Here is a 23793-nt window from a genome sequence, read left to right as displayed (position 1 = left end):
TATGTCTGACCGAAACGAAGTGGTTGGTGCGCCGATCCCGCGCGCGCGGATTTTGAGGATCCCTGTCGCCGAGAAGATCCTGGCGCCGTTCAACCAAGGGGATCTGGATAGCCTTTGCGGCGTCTATTGCGTGATGAACGCTGTCCGATATCTGTTCCCGGAGCTTGGACGCGAAAAGTCGATTGACCTTTTCCAAGTTCTGTCGGAGAGCCTGACGACAAACAGCGTGACAGCCCATGAGACGGTCGGACTGGGGATCGAAATTCCTACCGTCTACGCCCTTGTCGGGGCCGCCTGCGACTACCTTCAAGAGGTAGTCGAGGCACCGATCAGCATGGCCATGTTGACCTCGAAAGTCCGTCGGTTCGACGATCTATGGGCCGCGTTGCGCGAAGGTCTTCGCGGCAACCAGGTCGCCATCATCGGCCTCTCTGGTCGCCACGATCATTGGACAGTTGCCTACCGTATGACCGCGAGGACGATCCGGTTGTTCGACTCCGACTCGATGAAGGTTTTGCAGCGGGCGCGGTGTTCGCTGCGTGACCGGAGAGTTCCTTACCAGATCGATCCTGACGAGATCATTCTCATTCGGAGGGGAGGGGTAGTTGGTAGTAGATTCTAGTAGAAATCTTGGCGGCCTTTTCGACCTTAGGAGGTTGGTCCGGACGAGATCATTCTCAATCGAAGGGACGGCGTGGTCGGTAGTGAAATCTAGTAGAAATTTCATCGATCGTTCCGTCGGGGTGAAATGTCACTTTTACACTGACAGAGCCATCACCAACGATTGGTGCGCGCCGGCAAAGAGCGGGAGCCCATAGGTGACCCTCGAAGAGTATCTCGGTTATCGGCAACGGGTGGTCGAGCTCGATCCGGACGCGATGAAGAAGGTCGAGACAAAATCCCCTCCGATCGACGCGACCGATTTTGCCCTGAAAGTCTCCTACGTGATCCTCAACAGTGGAATGAGGTGGACGGTCGCCCAAGACATCTGGTCACGAATGAAACCGTCCCTGATCGAAACCGGAGAAGTGGGGGACACCTTCGGACACCCGGGAAAGAAGAAATCCATCAACCAGGTTATGACAAACCGAACGGACTATTTCGACGGGTTTCGGTCGGTATGGCAAATCGGATCGGATGCGGTGATCGAGTTTTGTGAGACCCTTCCACATGTCGGGGGGATCACAAAGTATCATTTAGCAAAGAACCTGGGCGTGGACGTTGCGAAACCCGATGTCTTGTTAGAGAGGGTCGCTGCAAGGTCGGGCGAGACGGTCCAGGAATTATGTAGCCGTTTGTCCAACCGGTCCGGAGACAGTGTCTCGAAGGTCGACTATGTGATCTGGAAAGCCTGCCAGCAAGGATGGTGGGGCGCATGATCGGACCGTCGACGTCGTGGATGTCGATGATCCGTCTCAATGATTGCGCCTATTTAAAGGATAGAGCCCTAGTTATCAGAAACCGAAGGCCGCCTCCCGGCCGCGGCCGCTTGAACTGCAGAAGATGTGATAGAAATCGATACCGCCTGGTCGCGGTGACAGCGGGGCCACCCGGATCGGGTGCCCTGCTGAATTCAATCCGCGAGGTTTGGATAATTGAAAGCCGTATCGACGGAGAGCACGGCTGTGGATGTCTCAACCTCGCTGTCCATACAACTAGGCGCGAGAGGAAGCCTTTGCTTGCTCGCGCCATCGGCTTGCGGCCGAACGCTAGATCGGGGTGGTGCCCAACAGGCGGTGCTTCATTTGTTCGAATTCGGCGTCGGTTATCGCGCCCTTGTTTCGCAGTTCGGCTAGGCGCTCCAGCTTTTCGATCGGCGGCTCGCCAGCCTTGGAATCTCTGGGCCTCACATAAGCCTGTAGCGGCTGCATGGGCTGTGGCGTAGCGTTTGGATTTTGGTGCGCCTCCGACGAGTATGGCCCAGGTTCAGGCCCGTACTCGTTCGGCCCCTTCTCAGAAGCCATCACCGCGAAGATAAATGCGATCAGCGGTACAATGCACGGTATGGCAACCCACGTGCTGTATCCGGCATCGTGCAGTCGTCGCACCAGCGCCGAGAAGTAGGGAATAATATGAATGAGCGCCACCAAATTAGTAAACAGTCGACCTGTCCCTAACTTCGATCGACCGCAAAGGCTAATATAGATATTATATTGACATCGAGGCAGAATAACCAGAAACCTTTTCTGCTGAGACGACCTGAGAACGTAACGTATTTCCTAATTGCGTTATTGTAGTGAAAGACAAGCTCCTTCATTTGTCTCTGAAGGATAACCTCTTGCATTGGTTTACACCCCCATTTAGGTCCCGCGGGGCCACAGATATCCAAGCCAAGAGGGCCGCGGACTATTTCCCCTTTCGGCGCTTCGCTAGGTGGCGCAGGACCTGCGGCCCGAAGGCGCCCACAACAACCACGGCCATAGCCATCCAAAAGAACGGGAACAACGGGGGCTGAATTATACGAGGATCGTCATCACGATAGCCAAGTAGCCAGAGGACAAGCGCTCCAATCAACACAACGGCAAAGGGCCACCAAGGCCTGGCCCACAGTTTATCAACCCAATTTTTCATTTGATGTATTCCCCACCGCCAGAAGTAAACCTAGTCACCCGACCGCCGCGGTCCCTTAGACCCGAGGCTCGCCCTCAACGGAATCGCTGAGACAACCTGCGTTTCCCAGGCCGGGCCTGCGGCCGCTCCAAAAATTCGATCCAGAAGGACGCACCCGCATCACAGCTGCGGCAGGTGCCAAGAGCTGCCGAACAGTCGTCTCGGGGAGGGACCCCAGCCGTTCGTCACTGTGCCAATACCAAATCGCCATCGCCCAACCTTCATGACTAATATGGGACTGTCAGTCCGTCGATTGTCAAGCCGTTTGTACTGCCTTCTTGCTCACGATGAACGTGCGCAAGATCATTGGCTGGAACCTCCGCAAGCTCCGTGTTGCGCAAGGTCTGTCGCAAGAACGGCTGGCGCTGGCGGCGGACATCGATCGCTCGTACGTTGGTCGGGTCGAGCGCGGTTCGGAGAACGTCACCATTGATAGATTGGAGGCTTTCGCCAAGGTGCTTGGAGTCTCCGCCGCGGAACTTCTGACCGAACCTCCGAAAGGCGCTCGCGAGCCATCTCCACTTTCCTCGGGTCGACGGCCGAAGGCAGGATAGCGGACACAGGGCGCGCCCAAAAGCTCAGCCGCGCTTTGGGCGACTGAACCCACACAGCGCAGTTCCGTTGGCCAGGTCGCTTCATTTGCCGACCGATGCGGCGCGCGACCGCGCAATTCGGTGCACGATTGCAAGATGCGCCCGATTTCATCGGGAAAGCTGCTCTGTGCCGGGTTCCTATGGTTCCGCCTCAGCCCTGGTCCGGGTGCATGTTGGCTTGGAATATTTTCCTATATCCTGATCCTAACAGGGGGAGGAACAGCCATGTCAGGACCTCAGGCCAAGGTCACGTTGGAACGGATTTTGTCGCAGGTCGATTATCGACCCCAACTGGGCCTGATCTGAAAGCGCAATCAATGGGTGGTGGGTCGGGGAGCATTCCGGACCCGCAAGTCCTCGGCTGAATTGCCCGCGTCGACGCGGACTGAGCGCTTCAGCTTAACAAGAACTCCAATGTACGAACTGACCGGCAATGGCGCCGGCCAGAAAGGACCATTCGCGTCCAAGAGAGGGAAAGACGATGACAAACCAGAAACCAGGCATGCTCTTCGGGGAGGCCAACGACATCAGCCGGGCGCTCGACGAGAGCGTCCTCAGGACCAGGCTTCTAAACGACGACTTGAGGATCCGGCGCCTCGGGGGAACTATCGTCATCACCGAAGGGATAGCGGCGCTCGGTTCCTCAACGGTCAGGGACATTATCTCGGCCATCACTGTGTTTGATGGTTTTACTCCGGAGAACGATCCCTACGGCGAGCACGATTGCGCGGTTATGACGGTCAGCGGGATCAAGATCATCTGGAAGATCGACTATTACGACCTAACCCGCCGTCTCCATTCGTCGGACCGAAACGTCACATCGCGGGTGATGACGGTCATGCGGGCCGACGAGTACTGAGACTGCCCGGTTGCGCCATCGTACGGAGAACGACCAACCCCTGAACGGCGACCGCTTAAACCTGTTGGGATGTCGCCTCGACTTTCCCAGCGCCGTGCTGAGAGGGTATGACCTAAACTTACCTAACGGCATGTCTGGTCGTTCTAGTCCGGCTCGCATTACCGCGATTTCTTAGCTACTTTCTTCGTTACCTTGGCCAGAGCCTTCCGGCCTAGGCCGGTAGATTTCGCCAGCGCCGACCGTTGCGCGGCATAGTTCGGCGCCACCATCGGATAGTCCGACTTCAATCCCCATTTCTCGCGGTATTCGTCGGGCATCAAACCGTAGTGCACGTTGAGATGGCGCTTCAGCGATTTGAACTTCTTTCCGTCCTCAAGGCAGATGATGTAGTCGGGAAATACCGATCTCTTTGGATTGACTGCGGGAACCAGGGGCTGTTTCTCAGGTTCGCCTGGTCCTCCGATTTTGGACAGCGACGAATTCACGCTCTCTATCAGCTCCGGGAGAGATGCAACCGGCACCGCATTCTTACTGACATAGGCAGACACTATGTCCGTAGTGAGCTCGATTAACTGGTTGCGGCTGTCCTCAATCTTTTCCGACATGCAATAGCTCCCGATCGAGACGAAATTCTTTAATGGCTTTATCGAGAAATGCTAGTGGTCTAAAATTGCCTTCGAGCGACAGCGCCATCGGCGGCGGCCTGAATGATCCGGTAGACTTGCATTCTGGAGCAGCCTACCTCCTTTGCAATTCCAGCCTGGCCAAGGCCGTCAGCGTGCAATGCCATAACTTGGCTTCGATCAAGTCTCTGTTTCCTTCCCTTATAGACACCGTCGCGTTTGGCTTGCTCGATGCCGTCGCGTTGGCGTTCCTTGATGAACCGTCGCTCCATCTGAGCGACCATTCCCAGAACGGTCAAGACGATGTGGCCCATTTCCCCCCTCGTCACGTGCGGGTCGAGCACCGTGACGAACGCACCCTTCTGCTCGCACTCGTAAATCAGGTTGAGCTCGTCTCGAGTATCGCGGGCGAGCCGGTCAAGGCGAGTCACCACCAGCTCATCACCGGGACGAAGAAAATCCAAACGGTTGCCAGTTCTGTGCGGCCATGGCGGGTGCCGCCCGAAACCTTTTCTGAGCGAATGACCTGGCATCCGGTTTAAGTTTTACGAGCTGAGTTTCGAGATCCTGATCGATCGTGCTGACGTGGGCGTATCCCATGCGAGCCATTGGCGTGTCACCTGATGGTTTAGGCTCGACGCTACCTTGCCACAAATAGTCGATGTCAAGCCGGATCGTCTATGCGCCTGTAATCGTCGACTTTTGAGCCCGGGACGTCCATTTGCGCTGTGACGTCCGTCCACGCCTACACGGATCGACACCGTTACCATTCTAGGTTTGCGCGAGTCTCCTACACCTTATCAAGTCTATGATCTATTTCACACTGCTATTATATTTTGCCCCACATTTTCAATTGAGTTTTGCCGTATCTGTGCATATGCTAATGGAGGGTTACTGATCAAAAGTTTGGCGTGCTCAGAGTAGAAAAGACAGAATAAGTATCGTGCCTCAGTGACGCGCGCGATGCATAGAAGTTGTCTACAACGCTTTTGCCTACGTGTTGCGGGGGGAGGGCTATGGCTAGATATCCGGGCGCAGAATGGGTGACGATAAGTGGATCGTCAGGATCCTTCACCGGTGGGCCATTCAAAATCGTCCATCACACTACCGAAGGATCAAGCGCTGCCGGGGCATTTGCTGCCTTTCGCGCCAACCGATCCGATCCACATTTTACGGTAGATGAGAGCAAGATTTATCAGCACATAGACACCAACGTCGCGGCGCGTGCACTGAGAAACGCGCCCGGGGGAATCGAGACCAATCGTGATTCTGCTGTTCAAATCGAAGTCGTAGGTTTCGCGCACCGTCCGAAATCGAAGGCGACGCTTCGCAATGTGGCGCGGCTTTGCCGCTGGATCGAAGCCATTCACGGTGTACCAAAAGTATGGCCAAACGGTCCCCCGCAGCCGGCCCTCAACGGCAAGGATCCTGGTGGGCACAATCGTGATGCACGCGCCTGGGATACGAAGGGCGGCCATTACGGCCATTCAAACGTGCCAGAGAACACCCATTGGGATCCAGCCTATACGAGCGACGAGGTTGAGTTCCTGATGCGTTCCTCCGGCGATGAAGCGATGGCGTTGAACGACGAGTTTCCGTCGATTCCCGAGACCGATCCCGCACTGGCGTCTGATTACAGCCGTATTCCCGACCACAGTCATGTCGGCGATTTAGCATCCGGTTCGGTTTCTCCATCGATCCCCAGCGCGCCGGCGCGAGAGGAATCACGTTCTCGCCTCGGGCCATTCTTTACAAGCCTGCGCGGCGACGTGGGAGCTGCCGTTGGTCGTGCCGTCGTCGAGGGACGCATCGATCCGATTCGCTTCGGCGTAGATCCGTCTGAGTTGGCGCCACTGGAACGATCCCGCGGCAGCCTGGAAGGCGTCGCCAGGGGCAGTGGCCTTGACACAGTTCGCAATCCAGTCGGTCTCGAAGCGATTGTGCGGCGCGTTGGGCGCCCACCCATGCTTATTCGCAACGATCAAATTGCTTTCGAACAAGTCGACTTGCTGCCGGAGCTTACGGCCTCACTAGTGCAAGGGATCAACCGCTTCGTTCCATCCGTCGGCCGCGTCGAGTTTGTGAATCATTCCATGCGATGGGGCGGGACAGGGTTCGTCGTGGCTGAAGCTCCGGGTGGACGTCGCAAGGTCGTCACCAATCGCCACGTTGCCAAGCTAGTGGCACGACGCGCCCGAGATGGTTCGGGCGTTTTCCTGCGGTCGCCGATCGGAGCGCGCTACAGCGCCAACCTCGACCTGCGGGAGGAAGTGGATTCGGCGCCTGGCAACGCCTTCACTCTCCCAGTCGTTACCATCCTCTACATGGCCGACGATACTGAGGCTGACGTCGCGCTGCTCGAGATCGAGGTTCGGGAAGGGTTGGCCCCGGATCCGGTGCCGCTTGCGCCTCGGCGCGGTCGTGATGGGGAGCTCGTCGGCACTATCGGCTATCCGGCCTTCGATGACCGGAACGATCTCTCGCAGATGCGTCAGTATTTCAACGACCTCTATGACGTAAAGCGGTTTGCCCCCGGGTTGATCATGACAGGTGGGGAGGGGACGGTCTTGTCGCACGATTGCACGACCCTGGGTGGCAATTCAGGTTCCTGCCTCGTCAGCCTTGAGCAGCAAGCCGTGGTCGGCCTGCATTTTTCTGGAGAGTTCGGCATCCAGAACGCCGCGGTCAGTTCGGAGACCTTGAAGGATCTGCTCTCATCGTCTCGGCCGACCATCGGTGGATTGGCGCTGGCAGAGCCTGCGGAGGAACGGGCAGACGGCGTCCATTCGGCCAATGATATGTCCAATCGTTCAGGTTATCAGCCGAATTTCCTCGGGGATGGGACAGAGGTTCCCTGGCCTGAGTTCGGAGAGGAGATCGCTGCAGACGTGGCACAGCCGTCGGACGCGACGGAAGAACGCAAGTATGAATTGCGCTACACCCATTTTGGCGTTCTCTACTCGAAGCATCGGCGCTCGCCGCGCGTCACCGCAGTCAATATCGACGGAGAAAACTCGCGACGCATTAAGCGTGGAGACGACCAGTGGTTCTTCGATCTCCGTATCGACCGTGATCTTCAACTGGGTCAAGGTGCCTATCGCGATCCGGAGATCGATCGCGGCCATATGGTGCGGCGCGAGGATCCAAACTGGGGCGACGACGCGCAAAAGGCAAATGACGACACGTTCCATTACACGAATTCGGCCTTTCAGCACTCAAGCCTGAACCAGGGAAAGACGCTGTGGCAGGGCCTTGAGAATTACATTCTCGAAAGCGCGCGAACCGAAGGTTTTCGGGCTTGTGTCTTCACAGGGCCGGTATTCCGGGATGACGATCCTGAGTTTCTGCTGGATTCTAGTTCGTCCAGACAGGTTCACCGCGTTCCACGAGAGTTCTGGAAAGTGGTCGTCATGCTCAAGGTTGGTGGTGGGTTGCACGCTACCGGATACGTACTGAGCCAAGGCGATATAATCCGAGAATTGCTTGAGCGCCGCAGTCGTGTCGAGGCAGTTGAGGGGTTTGTTCTTGGCGCCTACCGAACGTTCCAAGTCGCAATCAGGCATATTGAGGAGATTACTGGCTTTAAGTTTCCCGCTCTACGGGGGGCCGACCCTCTCACTCCGAATGTCGAGGAGTCGCCGGACCCTAGCCAAGTGACCTACCTTCCACTTGAAAGCGTGACCGACGCGATCTTGACTCCATCCGTTAGCCTAGCGGAGGCGGGCGCCGAAAGTGATGTTTTTGCCGCGCGCGGGGACAACGTTCCCGCGCCCGAGTCCATCAAGCTGCTCCACCGGATTGTCGCACTCCAGGAGAGCGTTCCAGACGATGATCTAGCCCTGGGAGGCCAGATGGCTCGGCTTTTCCAGACCTACCAAGGTGAGATCACCTTCAAAGTACCTGGGGATGAAGCACCGGCACCAGACTTTGCCAAATTGAAAGATGAATACAAAGCGCTTTACCAGAGCTGCGCGATACGCCCTGAACGGAAAGGCGAGGTGGCTTGGTATGTCACAAGGCTCAACGATTTCCGCCCACGCTACGAGAAGGTGGGCAGCGTCCTGAACATCCCTTGGTGGTTTATAGGTATCACCCATGCGCTCGAGGGGAGCTTCAACTTCAAGGGACATCTCCACAATGGGGATCCCCTCAGCGCCCGTACCGTGCAGGTCCCCAAAGGGCGGCCGAAGAAATGGAATCCGCCAAGTGATTGGGAATCGAGTGCCGTCGACGCGTTGACGATGAAAGGCTACGCGTCCCAGACGGATTGGTCGATCGAACGGTCGTTCTATCGTTTCGAGGCCTACAACGGCTGGGGTTACCGCACCCGCGGAATCAACACGCCTTATCTCTGGAGCTTTTCCAACCATTACGCGAAGGGAAAGTACATCAAGGACGGAAAATACGATTCGTCGGCGGTGTCGAAGCAATGCGGCGCCGCGGTTATGCTTAAGATGTTGGGCATCGGGGAGCCAAGATAGCCAGACATTTTGAGCCGAATTGCAGATCGCCAGGTAGTAGCGATACGTACAAAGGGGAGTCGAGCATGAACCAAAATCCGCTGAGCTTCATCGAAAGTGCCGACATCAAGGCAAGCCCACGCCGACACACTACCCCCTTGGAACGCTTAGAGAGCCCGCCGCTAAATCTCGACAAGCTCCCAGACGGCATCGTCGCCGGCAATACCCTTATCGATTATTCGGCTGCGCCGGAAGGGGTGCGCGGCCCCCTTTCGCTCGCGATGACTTTCGCGAGCCGGGCAGCTTCGGCTTCGATGCGAGATGGCGATGATGAGGATGACTGGTTTGCCGGCTACAAAACAAACCTGATGCGGCTCGGCTTCACAGTATCCCAGAGTGCGTTTACCAGGTCGCGCTTCAAAAAACGGGGGATCGCTGTACACAATGCGATAATTCCGTTCTTGACCATCGCACTGGGTGGCGCCGCTGTTGGCCCCGTTATTCTCGCGCTACTCCAGAACTTGAAGGAGATGGACAGCAATCAGCCATGGATCACCCTATTCGATCAAGAATCCAGAAAGTTCGAAACTCGCGAGATGCTCTTTGGCGCAGTGAGTTCTGATGTTGTCGAAAGTAGGATGCGGCATGTTGCTGCCCGTCTCTCCTTCATTGATAGTCAAACTAACGTTTTGTTTTTCAAAGTTACCGACGTTGCTGCTGAGTTCGAAAGCGCAACAACTACCGTTAGTGCCAACAACAGTCTTTTGGCAGCGATTGAACCTCGCCTACGCGAACGACTAGGTGAATCGATCTTCGACTTTATTAAGGACGTAGCGATCTAACGCAAAGCAGAAAGACTCATGGGGATGGAGGAGGCTTCAACTCGAAGCTCGCGCGGTTCACCATTCTTTGGACGTTGCGAATAGAACCTTGCTATCAAAGCGGAGGCGCTTTGTCCCAAAAGGCATCGAGCGTTCTCAGTTCGACTCCGTCACTCTCCGTGCGCGCGACTAGGTCGGCGACTATTCGGTGTAGCGGGATCGCCTGATTGTAGCTGCCGCGATAATCTGGCCAATCGAGTGGATCGCCGCCTTGGTGTAGCGCCACTACCTTCAGCCCGTCGTCGCAACATGCCGAGCCGGACGAACCCGGTAGGGTTCGCGCATCATGCCTCAGCCGAATGCCCTCTCCCGCCCACTCAAGCACCTTGCCGTTCGAGAGCTTTATCGGTTGGAGACGCGGTTGCGACGGATAGCCGAGGTCCTGTGGATGTTGGAAGATCCAGATCTGATCGCTCGGCTCGATGGAGCTAGGCTTCGACTGCACCTCAATCCAGCCCCGGACAGGTGCCGACGGTTCCGGCTTGGCACCGACCGGTTGCAGACCGACTGGTTCAGCGAGTCGCAAGAGCGCATAGTCGAGTTCATCGGGTGACCAATCCGTTTGCTCGACCGTAACATCTGCCTTACCAAAGGGGCGATGCGCGATGCATCCTTTTTTCATCACCGAAACGGTTCGGCCGGTATTAACGACGCCGTCCACGACTTTGAAGTCAAATCGGCATTGCAACTTGTCTATTCCATCCGGGAGAAGGTGGCTAACCACGTGATAGTTGGTTATTATGATGTCTGCCGCCACCAGCCATCCCGTTCCGAGGCCTCCACGTGAATCCTCGACAGCGCAAATACCATTCGCCAACTGTCCGAGGCGCCTGCCGAATTCGTCGACATCGCGAAAACCTGATCTCAGGTTCACTATCTTTTCGAGGTTGCCTTGATCCTCTGGAACTTTCGCCTTGGCAAGAAGGTTTACCTCAGCCTCCAGGAGCATCGCGTTCCCGGGGGCTGAGTTACGCGCTGCGATGAGCAGCGCCGGCCACCAGCCTTCCATGTTGGCGCGCTCAATAAGTTTAAAAATCGCTTCTGAAAACGTCGCTCCGCGTCCTGCGTAATTTCTCAGCTTCTTGTCGAGCCGGAAGCTGAGCATCATGGCTAAGCTGTCCTCGTCGAAAGCCGCATCTAGACCTTGATGAAGGGTGGCCATTTCCGGGCCGCTTAACACGCGTATCACCATTGGGGTATCACCTCCTCATTTGTATACAGAGGGATAGCCAGCATGCCTCTACCTCTGCGCCGTCGGCGTCTGTGCTGACCCCCGGGCCATCATCGCATTCAACTCGTCGATTTTGGCTGAACATCAATCGTAAAACCCGTTGCACGGCAAAAGTTACTGGCGCAAAATAGCGTTTGCAAGGTGTTCTTGATTTGTCCGTTGTTGCGTTCCCAAACGCGATGAACCAAGGTAAACATCGTACCGGGTTAGGCAAATGTGCGATCGGTTAAACCCCAAGCAGCTTTTGCAGTTTCGAGATGCGTTAACCGAGGTGTTTACTCAGGGAACATACGCGGCGTTTCATGACCGTCATTGGACCCCCCTTTTTCGAAACATTGTCGGACCCAACGACGCCGATCCAATAGCGATTGGCAAAGTGCTGAACGAAGCGAACACCGGATGTTGGTGGCGAGGCCTGCTGGCGAAGGCCCGCCAGGAACGCCCGAATAGCAAGGCGCTTCGCGACTTCGAGATCGCTACACTTGACTCAGGACGGTTGACACAGAACCAGATCGACCACTTTCGGGACTTGCTCAATGTTTCTTTCACCCGGACTGCTTTTGAGGACTTCGTAGCCGAAAGCCTTGAATTGAAACCTGGTGATATCATCGCGTCGAGTAACAATGATCTCCAAGCGATAGCTGCGGTCCTGGATTATGCAAACTCGACATCACCGCCCTTGTGGAGATTGGTACTAACCGAGGCGCGGATTAAACGCCCGAGCGACGAGAAGCTGCAGAGCTTCGAGCCTGAAATCGGACCAACTCTGCCGCAGCCCCCGCCGTCTTATGATGTCGTGATCCTGGGATCGCCGACCGGGAGCATGGTTGCCGAGACATCAACCGCCATTGAGGATCTCAAAGTACGCTTAGGAAAAAGTGGGGTACCGTTCACCGTTCTTCCGGACAAATGGGCGAAGAAAGCTGCTCATCCCGAGTTGTTGGGTTGGGCCAGCGCCGAGCGGAAGCCCATCTTGATCCTGCCCATCGACAATGCTTGGGCGCGGGCTTACGCGCTTAATCCAGCGCTCCTGAAGAAAGATATCGATGTTGCCGCTGGAGCGCCTGGAAGCAATTTCAAGTGCGTAATCTGGCTTCCGCAAGACACAGACGATGATGATTTCGTCGAAAAGATCAATGCCCAATCCAACGAGGGCTGGGCGGTTCAATTGGCCGCCGACCTTTTTTGGTTTCAGCAGGGAAATTCCGGTCAATTGAGCCAGGTCGTCGAAAGATTTCTGGGGCGCGAGCCGTCGAGCAGCGAAGACGACGAGGAATCTCCTCCTCCGTTTGGATACCAGGATGTCGAATACAAAAAAATGCCAGGCGGGAATGTTATTCGAGATATCATTATCCCTGAGGCGTCAGCGCCGCTCGGAAAATACAAGCCTCCGACTTGGGAGGAGGTACCTTTTTTTGATGAGCAAGAAGCTGTAAAAATAATCAATGACATGATGTTGTACAAGTTCGGTGTCGTAGCGATACACAACTTCAATGATTCCATCGACGACGAAGGCATTATACCGATGAATTTTCGTGAAAGAGTAATGGCTATCGACAAGATCGTCCAAAGCTTTGCTAAAGGAAATGGAGTTGATCCGCAGAACATTCTCTGCCTTGGGATCATAGCGACAACAATGCCGGAAAGACATTCGTTTCGATATTTGAAAAAGGCCACGAATGAAATCATTGCGCGGTGGCGGTTTGTTGCCGTCGGGGTTAAAAGTCAGTTAAATTTTCAAGTCGACTCCGGTCACTTGAACTCTCTTATTCAGGAACTGCAGGCGCGCCTAAACCGAACTGGCCAGAGAAGATCAGAGTGATCGCCATGGGCGAGCAACAGCTACCCCTTGAAGCGGTGGACGAGGGCGAGCAGCTTGAGGCCGAGGACGACGAGGAAAGCGGCCTCGTTGGCTTGATTGCGGCATGGCAGGAATTGCATGATGATCCCCAAGCGGAATTGCCGCGCTACAAATTAACGCCCTCTCCCTATCCGGGACTCAGGAGCTTCGCATCGTCTGAGGGTCTTCTCTATTTCGGCCGATCGGGCGAAGACGAGGCACTTGCTAAACGTCTTGAGATTTTTAACGTCGTAGGGGTGCTGGGCGGCTCGGGGTCTGGCAAGTCGTCTCTGGTGCTAGCCGGGCTGCTGCCATATCTCAGGCGTTTCCAGAGAATACCGAATCGCGGCGGGAGATGGTATCTTGTTACTGCTCGGCCCGGTAAGACTCCCAGCAAGGCCATCGTCGATGCGGTCTGGACAGCGGTCGGTGAGCCGCTTGCCAAAAGACCATTCGGCGAGCGCGCGTTGGCCGCGACGTTCGCTCAATTTGGCGTGTCTGAGGCGTTATCAGGCACAGAATTGCTATCGGCGTGCCAGGAGGCGCTCGTACAATTCCTGCTGCCGGCAGGCAAGCTTGACCATGACAGGCTGCTGAGATTCGCCAATGAAGAGCTTCAAACGCTTGATTCGATCAGTTCCGGGGGCATGCAGGTCGGAGCAGCAAATCTGCTGATTGTCATTGACCAGTTCGAGGAGATTTTCCGCGAAGAGGTCGATCGAGATGGGGCCAATGCGATCGTTGAACTCGTGAAGGCCGTCCACGGCCGAGCGCGGCAGGGTCTGTTCATTGCCTTAACGATGCGCAGCGAAGAGGTGCATCGCTGCGCCGAATACGAGGGGCTCTCAGAGATTATCTTTGCGACCTCGACCCAAGTCGAATTGCTTACCAAGGAGCGGGACATTCACGCTGCGATCGTGCAGCCGGCGCGCCGTGTTTTCGACGCCTGGGGAGTATCCTACGGCTACGACGAAGATGAGCGCTCGACCTCTCCCTTCAGCCGGGATTTGGTCGATTTACTTACCGCTGAAACGCAACGGCTGAGCAGGACTCTCGATCACAAGCCGGACAGTCTTCCGCTGCTGCAGCACGCCCTACGCGCGATCTGGGAAGAAGCAATAAAGCGTTGGGGCAAGGAGCACCGCAGCGGGAATTCGGGTTGGTCACCCAAGTTGACCCTTGATGACTTCCGCGATCGCAAGGCCTCTGAGCCTCTGCAAGTCTGCTTGAATCGATGTGCAGAGAACGCCCGGCAGGAGGCGTTGCAAGAAGGAGCACGACATGTAAGCGAGGGGACCATCGCGTCGCGCCGACCAGCTGTATCGCAAATGATAGATAGCGCGTTCACCTGCATGGCGCGCATGGACGACCGCGGCAGATGGGTTCGGCGCTTTGCCACGCCCGAAGAAATTGCGACTACAGCGGTACTTGACGTCCACGCCGTGCGCGCTAAGAGGCCTTTCCACCGCATCTTCGCAGTGGTGAGGCACGAGCCGCCCTACATTGGGTATGAGGCTGACAGAAGGTCGCTTGTAGACGCAGTGATGCAGGTATTTTGTCGCCGCGGTTATGTGCTTTCACGCGATGACATCCAAGCGCGCCGCGCGGGTGACACGCCCCATACGGCGACCAGGACTTACGACGTCAGTCATGAATCATTGATCAGAAGTTGGGAACATTGTCTGTCAATTTTGGAGCAGGCTAAGTCGACACGGAAGGCGCTTTTAGAGACGCTTGAAGTCGCCAATTCGTTGCAAGCGATAAAAGGCAAACGAAACCTGGCCCGCCGTCTGAGTTTATGGGTGAGAGGTGGCGAGAAGCGCCTGGCCGCGGAAGCACTCCGGCATGTAACGCTGGCGAACCTAAGCCCGCTTTTTTTGCCGCCGCGGTGGCTCGGAGAAACTTGGGCTGAGAACCAACTCATCGAAGAATGGCAGCGCACCGGCAATTGGGGAGTTCCACCTGCAGAGAAAGAAAGATTGAAGACTGACAAAGAAGCACAGCGAAAGCTGGCGCGGGCTCGGATCCGTAGCATTGCCGATCTGTTTCATAAATCAAAACTATGGAATGAAGGAGATGGTTTTTGGCCGTCAGGTCACTCGAGATGGCTCGCTAAAGTGGCGCTACTGCCCTTGGCCGCCGTGCTGACCATTACCGTACTCGGAATAAATGGTAGGAATTCAAACAAGATAATAACACTACTTGGCGGGGTGGCAGGAATTACGGACGAGTCTGCCCGCAATGATTTAGTTGCGGCCCAATCGCAACTTGTTTTGGCATTGAGCAGAGCCAACGCTTCCTCAGAAGAAAATTGGACGTATCTGACTTACCGCCTAACGCAGACAACTTACGTTTTAGATACAGCAACAGAAATTCTGAATCAGAAGGCGAGATCAATTCTCAAGAATTCCGTTGGACGGGTTGGATGGAGTCAGTTACTCCCGGGAAATATTCAGAAAACTGACGTCAGGTGTGGGCAAGTCAGCAAAACATCCGGTTTGCCGCTCGTTAGCACTTCAGAGTTTAGCCTAAAGTATGTAGCTCCTTCGGGTTTTGCCTTCGTGAGCTCCGATGCAAGGGGCCTTTTGTCGCAAACCGTCTCGCTGGACGAAGGAGACAAGGTCTGTGTAGATGTGCGCACATCTATACTGCTTAGAGTTCAGCCAAATGGACTAATCATATATCCTCTTACGATCATCGACAAATCGACTGGGTCCGACGGTATTAAGAGTAAAGTGGTGCGCATAAATGAACCAGGTCTCGTAACGCTGTACGCTGCTGATAGCGTAAATGTTGATAACGCGTTTAACAGTAGGCTTGTGTCATACCTGTCGAATAATATCCTGAGCCGCAAGGTGCAGGGTTTCACAACAGAGTCTACGAACGGTTTTGCGGTTCCGCTCGAGGGGGACGGTCAGTTTCTCTATATTTCCCAAATCTCGGGGGTTAGTCAGCCTCAGTTATTGCCGGACAATGCCTGTGCAAGAATATTTGGGAGCTGCAGCGCAGATAAGGCGGATGCTTATCAAAATCGCGAGTTTAACGGTCTCAAGCTTGAAGGGGGTTCCTACACCTTGAAGCTTCGAATTGGGGCAAACGACCCAGCCGCGGTAGGTGAGCCAAAATGCCGATCTGACCAGGAAAATTGCCCGCAATTTCTTACCCTTTTCAGGCGAATGGAAGGCGTTGCGGAAAAGGGGATCAGGTTTAAGCAGGTGCACATCGGTCTGCCCATCGTTGACGCAAGGATAGACGCTAGAGGATACCTAGACTTGCGGGATACGTCTGGAAGGGGGTGGAGGTATATTGTTGGGTGGGAAGCATTTACCTCCGCCTTGGATGACGCCCGTAGCACGATATTTCCAAGCTCTGAGGATGGGGCCGGCGAGAACTGACGTGGTTGGAATGGCAAGTCTGAGGGCAATGCCGCAAGTGTCTGGGCCCTCCAAGGTGAATCCGTGCGGGTGATTTGGTTGAAAATTGCTGCCCGGATTTCCGGCGCCGCTCGATCTGGAGGCAAGGCTCTGGTAAGCGTTGAGATTTGGAAGTACATTTGACGCAGTTCAATTGGGGCATCGTTTAAATGAGCACCCGTCCCCTCCCCATCGCGTTTGCGCTTGTGATGGCCGTCGAGTGCGGTGTGCTAGATGTCAGGGCGTTGTCGTCCTCAGGTGCTACGTTTGAGCCCGGCGCTCTCAACCCGTTTGAACGACTGTCATCGGACGGTCGAGCCGACGGAAGAAGAGCGGCGCAACCTTCGCTTGGGCAAGGCAAGCAGGTGGCGCAGTGGATGAATTTCCCGAATTTCCCGAATTTCCCGAATTTCCCCAACTTCGGTAATTGTTTTAATGGATACTGGAGGAATTGCTGACCTGTGTGGAACCCTCGGCTCATCATCCTGCAGCCGACAGCGTACTGCAACATATCGTGCACCTACTGCTACCTGTCGCATCGGAATGATCGCACCTTGATGTCGGCTGAGATCTTGGAAGCGATTCGTGAGAAAGTCTTCGCCAGACTTCCACCTGATGCAGCAGCGGGAATTGTCTGGCATGCAGGCGAGCCGACAGCGGCGCCAATACAATGGTTTGAGCGGGCGTATGCGTGTCTTGAGCCCAAGAGACCAGCGAACTGTAACTTTGCAATGCAGAGCAACGGTATCGCAATAGACGCCCGTTGGATCGACCTGTTCAGGCGGACGCGCACCGAAATAAGCCTAAGTATCGATGGTCCAGAGCGCTTTCATGACGCTCGAAGGTTGACTCGCAGTGGGAAGCCCACCTGGCGGCTTGCCATGCGCGGGCTAAAACGTCTACAGGACGCAGGCTTCGAGCCGCGTGTCATAACGGTGCTGCATCCTGACTGCCTACGTTGCGCCCAAGAGTTCTTCGAATTCTATCGCGATAACGGTATTAAGGACGTGAGTTTCAGTGTCGACGAATTAGAGGGCGCGAACAAGTCGTCGAGTTTTGATGGTTGTGATTACAAGCCAGAGATCGTGAGGTTTTTGTTATCAATACTTACACTTGCCTACCGATCTGGGTACGCGTTGTATATTCGAGAAGTCGAACGGATCGCCAGTATCTTAGGGGGAGCCCCCTTTGTCGGTAACGAGCTGAACGAACCATGGGCGGCGCTTGTGATTGGTGCCAACGGAAATGTATCCACCTTTTCTCCAGAATTCATGGAGGTACGAGCTCCTGAATACAAGAATTTCGTTTTCGGTAATATCCTAACAGATGATCTTGAGGTGATCAAAAGAAGTTCGTTCCTCAACAGAGTGGAGAAGGAAATATTAAAAGGCGTGGATGCATGTCGGGTATCGTGCCGGTACTTTGGTGTGTGCGGCGGCGGATCACCTGTGAACAAGTACTGCGAAAGCCGCAATCTGGCGTCCACAGAAACCGAGTTTTGTAGGTTGACGATCCAGGCGTCAACCGATGCGCTAATTGGATTCTTAGCTAACCAGAGTTCGAATGCGGACTCATTTGCTAGTGCAACGGTCGGAGCGTAGCGGCGATGCGTTCGGAACATGTTCATGGATCCACGGCGATTCTTGGCAGGCAGAAGCTTACCGGCAGGTGGCGAAAGTTGATGAAGGAAGCTCACCCTCCTGGAGCTTCACTCCAACGATTTGTAGGTATCAAGGGCGATCTCTGTGCGGTGCCCGCGAAGCAGTTATGCAGAAATCACAAGAAAGTGCATTGGGTTTCTATGCTTATACTAATAGTAGCAATTGCCGTAACTGTCGGCCCGTTATTGGCGGCCCACGCTTCTCCCTTCGTCAGCGGCGAGTCAATTATGCGAGATAGGTACGAGCACGTGCAAAGCTGCACACTTGTTGGTCAGTTCCAAACAGAAGATGACGCAAACACCGTTCGGGATGACTACAAAAAGCGAGGTTATAGAGCCAAAACCAAAAAAGATAAAAGCGGCAACTGGGTGGTAATAGTCTGCTAGTAGGAAACGGCGCCGGCGATCAAAAAGTCACTGGCGTTCAATCTAATTCAGAAAAGTGCCCCTCCTTGGATCGCTGCATCGGCTACTAAGGTGTGGAAGCCAAGGTCGTGTTGACCGCCAGATGGACGCGAGCGCTCACAGAGATTTAGCGAGGACTGTCACTGGCAGGATTTAGGCCTCGACGCTGCCTTTCCGAAGGCTACCCGGCTGTTACGCATGAAGACTCTGGCCGTGGCGCCTGTCGTTCAACCGAGAATTTCGACTTCTCACGATCGACGTGAGACTTCGCGTTGGTCCGTCGCTGGCTAAGTGAGTCCTTTACACTTTGCGGCACCCGAACCGCCTGAGACCGGATGCTGACGCATGACTGTTGGTCACGGGTCTTGCAGAATGCTGAGCATCGCCTCAATGCCCGGAGCGCCGGCTGGGACAAGGTGACCCGTCGGTAGCGGACATGGAGCAAATGGACGGCATTCTTCTAGGATATCGACGAAGCCTTTGTCTGACGTGATCACCATGTCGGTTTCAAGAAGATAGGTGAAAAGCTGGTTGTCCCCTCCAGAGCCATTGGTGACCCTGCGAAAACGTTGGGCCATTGAGTGGCCCCACCGCATCCATTGCCTTGGCAGCGCCTTCGCGTTTGTGCTGTGTAGCCAGAATTCAACCCACCCAGGGCTTTTCAGCAAACCGTGGTCAACCTCGACAAATGGCGAGATCCAGTCGCGATACGGATTCCCCTGCCTAGACAAAGCGTAGGTTAAGCCCGCCCAACTCTCTATCCGCCAAGCCTCGACCATCTCGCCGTTCCAGCCGGGAACCGGGTTTGGTAACGCAGCGAAAGTTTTATCCATCGGCGGGTTTGACTTCCAACCTGACTCCATCATCTGTTTGCGGGCGCCTCGGATCTGCTCGGAGGCCTGTTTCAGCAATGACCCCTCCATTTGCTGCACGCGCTGAGCTTCATCATTCGGCGATTCGGCGCATCTGACCCAAAATCCGCCCATCTTCCGAGACCAGTCGTTGCGGCTGCGAGCAAAGAAAGTACTGTCCGGGTTAGGTCGCAGCCAATCCGGCCTCAACCGGCGGATCTCTCCCAATATCTCCATTGACTCGCTGTATGCTTCGGGCATGAGACGTCTGAAACGTCGATTGGTCATCAGGGAGATTAAACGATTTCTCAGCGGCAGATCGCGCAATCGCAAAGCTTCGTAGACCACCGCCGGGGAAATCTGGATAGCGTAGTGGCCTTCCCGGGCAGCACGAAGAAGTGCTCCTTGTGCCTCTGCGTCGACTGCATATCGCCAAATATTGGAGTCAAGTAGCGCAAGCTTGAGCTCTCGAGACTTATATTTAGCGGAACTTTTCATAGGAACTATATCAATTAGTAATGCCAAACGTTCACCATAGGCGGCTGGATTGACGCAAACTCCATGTGTAGGATGTAATACTCCTCACCCGCACTTTGTTCGAGCCAGCAGCGTGCCAAACGACGGAAAATCAACTCGCACAAGAGCGACATGGCAGTTGTCGATCCTCAGCGAATCGAAACCTATGTTACACTGATAGGGAGGCGGTTGCGCTTGGGACTTGCTGCCTCGACGGGGTGTAGGCCCCTGGCGCGCGAATGGTAACGCGACATCCTGCAATTCTAAAATTTTATGTAGGGGGTACTTGCACTTAGTGTAGTACTATGCTGTATAGGGTGGCGTGCACTCCGAAAGATGGTCTTTCAGGGACACAGGAAACGGGGGTTCTCATGCCCATATCCTCGGAAACTGCGGCTGCCATCGAAGCTGCACGGCTTGAAGGTCATGCATATGTCGATCGCCTTTTCGATGCTCTCCTTGACCGGCTGGATCCTCCGTCCGCTGCGGTCGCGGGAACCATTCAATATAAAGCGCCCAACGACGAGGACTGCCGTGACCCCCGTAACAAGGTCGGCGTAAATCTGACACCGGAGGGGCGGGAGGTGCTTTTTCGCCTCCTAGACGCTGGCGCCGGTTACAACTCAGCCGGCCGCCGCATGTCCATCACCCAGACTGCTGTCAAGAATCGCAAGAAGGACTGGGAAGCTGCGGGGGGGAAGCACCGCGAGAAGCTGTTCATCCCATACCTCGACACTGTGGCCTAAACTGTAGGGATGAGCAGCCATGACGGGTCGGATCGACAAGTTATCTACAATCGCTTCAATTTGGAATCTCCTCAAAGAGCCGCTCGTCTACATGGGAGGCGTGCGTCAGAAGCTGTCAGTCTGCGTTGCCCAGCACGGAAATGCCAGGGTCACGATTGGTGTCACCGGCAGGGGATATCAACCCTGCTTTCGCATCACGTACGAAAAAGACGGTGCTGAGCATATCTTTGGTTCGTTCTGGGACAATCACCTGCCTCTAGACAGGGAGGATGCCGTAAACTCGAATTGGTCGAAGGTGTCGATGAACTCCGAGGAGGTCGACGGGTTTCTAATGGAACAAATGGGGCGGCGACGTGCCTAGTTTGGCAAAACGAAAAAGGGCCTCCAATTGCTACGGGGGCCTTTTTTGCAATGGGCACTTTTGGGATTATTCCGCCAATGTAGCGTTCGGCAAGATTGCCTCGTGAAGCTAATCTGCGGCCTGTCCTATCCCAAGGATGTCCGCGTCGGGATGTGATTAAAGACGCAGAAGGCAAGTCATCACCCATCGCAAGAGTTCGTTGGCCCCTGTTCGTCGCAAGAGACTGGGAGGATCGACAGAGCCAGCGAATCTCGGCTTTATGTAGGTGTCTAGTTGTCGAGAAGGCTTGCGCCTCGACAACTGCCTTGCACTTGGACTGTTGTTTGATTGTTATTATGAACAAAAATTCCGGAACAACCGGAATGTATTGCGGAGAAGGTGTCTTGGGGGAGAAATTTCTAATCAGGTTTCCGCCGCCGGAAGCGCAGCTAAAACGGGCGATTCGCCAGGATCTGAAGCGTCTCGGATTCAAAAAGGGGAAGAACGGTCAACTGTTGTCCCCCGGCCAGGACAAGCAGGCGGTACGACTGCTTCATGCGGAGCAACGTAGCGATAAACTCAAAGCGAACGCGGCCTTCCTCGCCCGATCTGAAGCGAAACTGTTGCCTCATTTTGCGGATGGAAACGAGATCGAACCTGCAAACATCAGGTTGGTGCTTCGGCGAGTACGCAGTGACACGAAGGATGCCGACCTATTTCGGCTGGCTACGTTAACCTGGTCCGTCCCCGTGTCCGCGGGTTTTGGGCGGCGCCTGCGGTACCTCGTATGGGACGAGAGTCACGACCGCCTGGCGGGCATCATCGCTTTGGGTGATCCCGTGTTCAATCTGTTAGTACGGGACAAGTTGGTGGGATGGAACTCAACTGACCGATCGTTGAGGTTGGTCCATCTGCTTGATGCCTATGTGCTGGGTGCGGTGCCACCCTACTCATTCCTGCTTGGCGGCAAAGCCGTGGCTGCGCTGGTGCGTACGAAGGAAGTAGTGCAAGACTTCAAGGACACCTATGGAGAGTCCGTCGGCATTATTTCAGGGGCCGCTAAGCACGCTAGCCTGCTGATGGTGACCACAACTTCATCGATGGGGCGATCCTCGCTCTATAACCGATTGGCACTGAATGGCACAAACTATTTTCAGCCGGTAGGTTATACGACCGGCTGGGGGCACTTTCACATCACTGATGCTTTATTCGAGAAATTGCGGGCCTACCTCCGCCTAATCAATCACGACTATGCCGACCACCATGCGTACGGAAAGGGGCCGAATTGGCGGCTGCGAACGATCAAGGCTGCGCTTACTCGGCTCGGCTTCAAGGATTCCTTGCTCAAACATGGCATTCAGAGGCAGGTATTCCTCTGCGCCCTAGCCGCGAACACGGTCGACATCCTTCGTGGAAGTGGGGCCGATCCTGAGTACAGCAACCTACTAAGCGTAGCTGAGGTATCCGCGCTGGCCGTAAGCCGCTGGATAGCCCCGCGTGGAATCCGTGAGCCAGCTTTTCGCAACTGGCGCAGGGACAGCATTTCGTTGCTGGTGCGTGGCACCGTCGCCGGAACTCTCGACGAGTTGAGGAACCAGGCAGCGTAAGCTGCCGTCGGAGGGCCCGGGATGTATTTCGCCATCGACCTTGCGAGCGGACAGCGGATTGCGGCATCGGCGGCAAAACGGTACCGGCGTTACGCCTGTCCAGTATGCGGCGCGCGTGTCAGTCCTAGGCAAGGCTCCTATCGCGAAGCCCATTTCGCCCATCTCTCGGGCTCCGCGCGACCGGAATGTTACCTTTACCACTCCGCCGATGCATGGCACGGGCCGGCGGCGGAGTCGGTCGGGCAACTGCGGCCACAGCCTGCCATCTCGCACGCGCCACTTTCGCTTAACCTCCATGTCCAACTGCCGGCCGGTAAGGTACCCGCCTTCTGGGGCCTGGAAGTGCAGATCCCCCGCGCGCCGACCCCGAAGGGCATGTTGACCTTCGATGGCGGCGGTGACGGGTTCCGGGTCCAAGTGGCGTGTGCCCGACTGCACGCTGGAGCGCAGACCTACGTCGTCAACCCCGACTCCCCGAGCTTCCGTGTGGCTTGGGTCAGTCCCGAAGTGGATACTGCTTATGGCGAGGCTGTACAGGAGGGAATACCGGGTTTGGGCGCCGGACGAACCACGGTCTTTTCGGCGGGCAGAGGCAGCCGCCAGTCGTTAGCAGCCACACTTGACTGGGGAGCCACCTACTATTTCGTCCAGCATGCCGATTCGACTACGAATGTGCCGCCGCAACTCGCCGTCACGCGTCTCGCCAACCTTAAGCAATGGAGCTGTCTTCTGGTTACGCTACCGCAGGTGGCTGACGACCAGGTAGCCGGCTGGATCAGGCGGGCGACCGGCCTACCGGTGCAGCCTGCAAAGCGCCGGTGGGGTGTCGTGGCCCCAGCGATGCACTTTGTTGATACGTCTGCGCGACTAGTGTTGGACACCAAGAGCGAACTCACGCTTGCGATGCACGCTGGCAATGCTGAAGATGACGCAATTCTAAATGCGCGTAGTGGCAGCGATGCAGCCAGCTTGCAGCTCGCACACGGAGAATGGCAATTCGTAAGAGTTAGTGGCTTCTCGGCGGCTCAGCCGCCCGTCCTCGACATCGACGGACGGCTGTTGCCAGAACTTGTAGCCAGCCTGTCGCGCGGACAGCACGGGCGGCCCTGCTGGCCTTCGGCACACGCTCGATCTCGGCCAGCTCGGCGGAGGCGGAAC

16 protein-coding genes and 1 pseudogene are annotated in these 23793 nt (G+C 55.7%); 12 read left to right on the top strand and 5 right to left on the bottom strand.

Features of this window, described 5'->3' with window-relative positions:
* Position 1: 1 nt before the first annotated feature.
* Together FJ964_RS03135 and FJ964_RS03130 are read left to right on the top strand one after the other, a co-directional pair.
* Entirely contained in the window at positions 2-622 is a 621-nt protein-coding gene (locus tag FJ964_RS03135; protein ID WP_140549026.1) for a hypothetical protein, read from the top strand.
* Positions 623-818: 196 nt separating this feature from the next.
* Positions 819-1379 carry a hypothetical protein gene (locus tag FJ964_RS03130; protein WP_140549025.1) on the top strand — a complete coding sequence of 187 codons (561 nt, stop codon included), beginning with the start codon at positions 819-821 and terminating at the stop codon, positions 1377-1379.
* 330 nt (positions 1380-1709) lie between these two features.
* On the opposite strand, the gene FJ964_RS03125 is transcribed toward FJ964_RS03130, so the two are convergent.
* A complete protein-coding gene (locus FJ964_RS03125) occupies positions 1710-2102 on the bottom strand; it encodes a DUF805 domain-containing protein (RefSeq protein WP_263493345.1) in 393 nt (130 codons plus the stop codon).
* 795 nt (positions 2103-2897) lie between these two features.
* Here FJ964_RS03125 and FJ964_RS03120 point away from each other — a divergent pair.
* Together FJ964_RS03120 and FJ964_RS03115 are read left to right on the top strand one after the other, a co-directional pair.
* The gene (locus FJ964_RS03120; protein ID WP_140549383.1) at positions 2898-3164 is read left to right on the top strand and encodes a helix-turn-helix transcriptional regulator; all 267 of its coding nucleotides are present in this window, start codon (positions 2898-2900) and stop codon (positions 3162-3164) included.
* Between the two features lie 520 nt (positions 3165-3684).
* Positions 3685-4062 (top strand): DUF3768 domain-containing protein, encoded by a 378-nt coding sequence (locus tag FJ964_RS03115; RefSeq protein ID WP_224713229.1) that lies wholly within the window; start codon positions 3685-3687, stop codon positions 4060-4062.
* A 158-nt stretch (positions 4063-4220) separates the two neighbouring features.
* Here the strand turns inward: FJ964_RS03115 and FJ964_RS03110 are convergent, their stop codons facing one another.
* Positions 4221-4667: a MucR family transcriptional regulator gene (locus FJ964_RS03110; RefSeq protein ID WP_140549023.1), complete on the bottom strand. Its 447-nt coding sequence runs from the start codon at positions 4665-4667 to the stop codon at positions 4221-4223.
* A gap of 59 nt (positions 4668-4726) precedes the next feature.
* A pseudogene (locus tag FJ964_RS03105) lies at positions 4727-5294 on the bottom strand (recombinase family protein).
* Positions 5295-5701: 407 nt separating this feature from the next.
* On the opposite strand from FJ964_RS03105, the gene FJ964_RS03100 reads away from it, so the two are divergent.
* Entirely contained in the window at positions 5702-9166 is a 3465-nt protein-coding gene (locus tag FJ964_RS03100; RefSeq protein ID WP_140549022.1) for a DNA/RNA non-specific endonuclease, read from the top strand.
* A 65-nt stretch (positions 9167-9231) separates the two neighbouring features.
* Complete coding sequence (locus tag FJ964_RS03095; protein ID WP_140549021.1) at positions 9232-9987, top strand: hypothetical protein; 756 nt, start codon at positions 9232-9234, stop codon at positions 9985-9987.
* A 94-nt stretch (positions 9988-10081) separates the two neighbouring features.
* Here FJ964_RS03095 and FJ964_RS03090 read toward each other — a convergent pair whose 3' ends face one another.
* On the bottom strand, positions 10082-11218 hold the full coding sequence (locus FJ964_RS03090) for a trypsin-like peptidase domain-containing protein (RefSeq protein ID WP_140549019.1): 1137 nt from the start codon (positions 11216-11218) through the stop codon (positions 10082-10084).
* A 253-nt stretch (positions 11219-11471) separates the two neighbouring features.
* Between FJ964_RS03090 and FJ964_RS03085 the strand changes: the two genes are divergently transcribed.
* The 3 genes from FJ964_RS03085 (at position 11472) to grrM (ending at position 18111) form a co-directional block, all read left to right on the top strand.
* Positions 11472-13079 (top strand): hypothetical protein, encoded by a 1608-nt coding sequence (locus tag FJ964_RS03085; RefSeq protein WP_140549017.1) that lies wholly within the window; start codon positions 11472-11474, stop codon positions 13077-13079.
* A 5-nt stretch (positions 13080-13084) separates the two neighbouring features.
* Entirely contained in the window at positions 13085-16492 is a 3408-nt protein-coding gene (locus FJ964_RS03080; protein WP_348642850.1) for a hypothetical protein, read from the top strand.
* Positions 16493-16971: 479 nt separating this feature from the next.
* The gene (gene grrM, locus FJ964_RS03075; protein ID WP_140549013.1) at positions 16972-18111 is read left to right on the top strand and encodes a cyclophane-forming radical SAM/SPASM peptide maturase GrrM/OscB; all 1140 of its coding nucleotides are present in this window, start codon (positions 16972-16974) and stop codon (positions 18109-18111) included.
* 820 nt (positions 18112-18931) lie between these two features.
* Here grrM and FJ964_RS03070 read toward each other — a convergent pair.
* Complete coding sequence (locus tag FJ964_RS03070) at positions 18932-19924, bottom strand: hypothetical protein (RefSeq protein WP_140549011.1); 993 nt, start codon at positions 19922-19924, stop codon at positions 18932-18934.
* A gap of 389 nt (positions 19925-20313) precedes the next feature.
* On the opposite strand from FJ964_RS03070, the gene FJ964_RS03065 reads away from it, so the two are divergent.
* From FJ964_RS03065 to FJ964_RS03055, 3 genes are all read left to right on the top strand, one after another.
* Positions 20314-20688, top strand: a complete 375-nt coding sequence (locus tag FJ964_RS03065; protein WP_140549009.1) for a hypothetical protein — start codon at positions 20314-20316, stop codon at positions 20686-20688.
* 19 nt (positions 20689-20707) lie between these two features.
* Complete coding sequence (locus tag FJ964_RS03060) at positions 20708-21049, top strand: hypothetical protein (protein WP_140549007.1); 342 nt, start codon at positions 20708-20710, stop codon at positions 21047-21049.
* 335 nt (positions 21050-21384) lie between these two features.
* Positions 21385-22635: a Druantia anti-phage system protein DruA gene (locus tag FJ964_RS03055; protein WP_210243357.1), complete on the top strand. Its 1251-nt coding sequence runs from the start codon at positions 21385-21387 to the stop codon at positions 22633-22635.
* The last annotated feature ends 1158 nt before the right edge of the window (positions 22636-23793 follow it).

It is taken from the genome of Mesorhizobium sp. B2-3-2, from assembly GCF_006442295.1.
Lineage (GTDB): Bacteria > Pseudomonadota > Alphaproteobacteria > Rhizobiales > Rhizobiaceae > Mesorhizobium.
This window is presented reverse-complemented; position numbering and strand designations above follow the sequence as displayed.

What these genes read in the sequence shown, in the direction of transcription:
- FJ964_RS03070 (WP_140549011.1), bottom strand. Translation starts at nt 19,924, where the DNA reads ATGAAAAGTTCCGCTAAATATAAGTCTCGAGAGCTCAAGCTTGCGCTA.
- FJ964_RS03100 (WP_140549022.1), top strand. Translation starts at nt 5,702, where the DNA reads ATGGCTAGATATCCGGGCGCAGAATGGGTGACGATAAGTGGATCGTCA.
- FJ964_RS03115 (WP_224713229.1), top strand. Translation starts at nt 3,685, where the DNA reads ATGACAAACCAGAAACCAGGCATGCTCTTCGGGGAGGCCAACGACATC.
- FJ964_RS03065 (WP_140549009.1), top strand. Translation starts at nt 20,314, where the DNA reads ATGCCCATATCCTCGGAAACTGCGGCTGCCATCGAAGCTGCACGGCTT.
- FJ964_RS03120 (WP_140549383.1), top strand. Translation starts at nt 2,898, where the DNA reads ATGAACGTGCGCAAGATCATTGGCTGGAACCTCCGCAAGCTCCGTGTT.
- FJ964_RS03135 (WP_140549026.1), top strand. Translation starts at nt 2, where the DNA reads ATGTCTGACCGAAACGAAGTGGTTGGTGCGCCGATCCCGCGCGCGCGG.
- FJ964_RS03080 (WP_348642850.1), top strand. Translation starts at nt 13,085, where the DNA reads ATGGGCGAGCAACAGCTACCCCTTGAAGCGGTGGACGAGGGCGAGCAG.
- FJ964_RS03110 (WP_140549023.1), bottom strand. Translation starts at nt 4,667, where the DNA reads ATGTCGGAAAAGATTGAGGACAGCCGCAACCAGTTAATCGAGCTCACT.
- FJ964_RS03055 (WP_210243357.1), top strand. Translation starts at nt 21,385, where the DNA reads ATGAACAAAAATTCCGGAACAACCGGAATGTATTGCGGAGAAGGTGTC.
- FJ964_RS03095 (WP_140549021.1), top strand. Translation starts at nt 9,232, where the DNA reads ATGAACCAAAATCCGCTGAGCTTCATCGAAAGTGCCGACATCAAGGCA.
- FJ964_RS03090 (WP_140549019.1), bottom strand. Translation starts at nt 11,218, where the DNA reads ATGGTGATACGCGTGTTAAGCGGCCCGGAAATGGCCACCCTTCATCAA.
- FJ964_RS03085 (WP_140549017.1), top strand. Translation starts at nt 11,472, where the DNA reads ATGTGCGATCGGTTAAACCCCAAGCAGCTTTTGCAGTTTCGAGATGCG.
- FJ964_RS03060 (WP_140549007.1), top strand. Translation starts at nt 20,708, where the DNA reads ATGACGGGTCGGATCGACAAGTTATCTACAATCGCTTCAATTTGGAAT.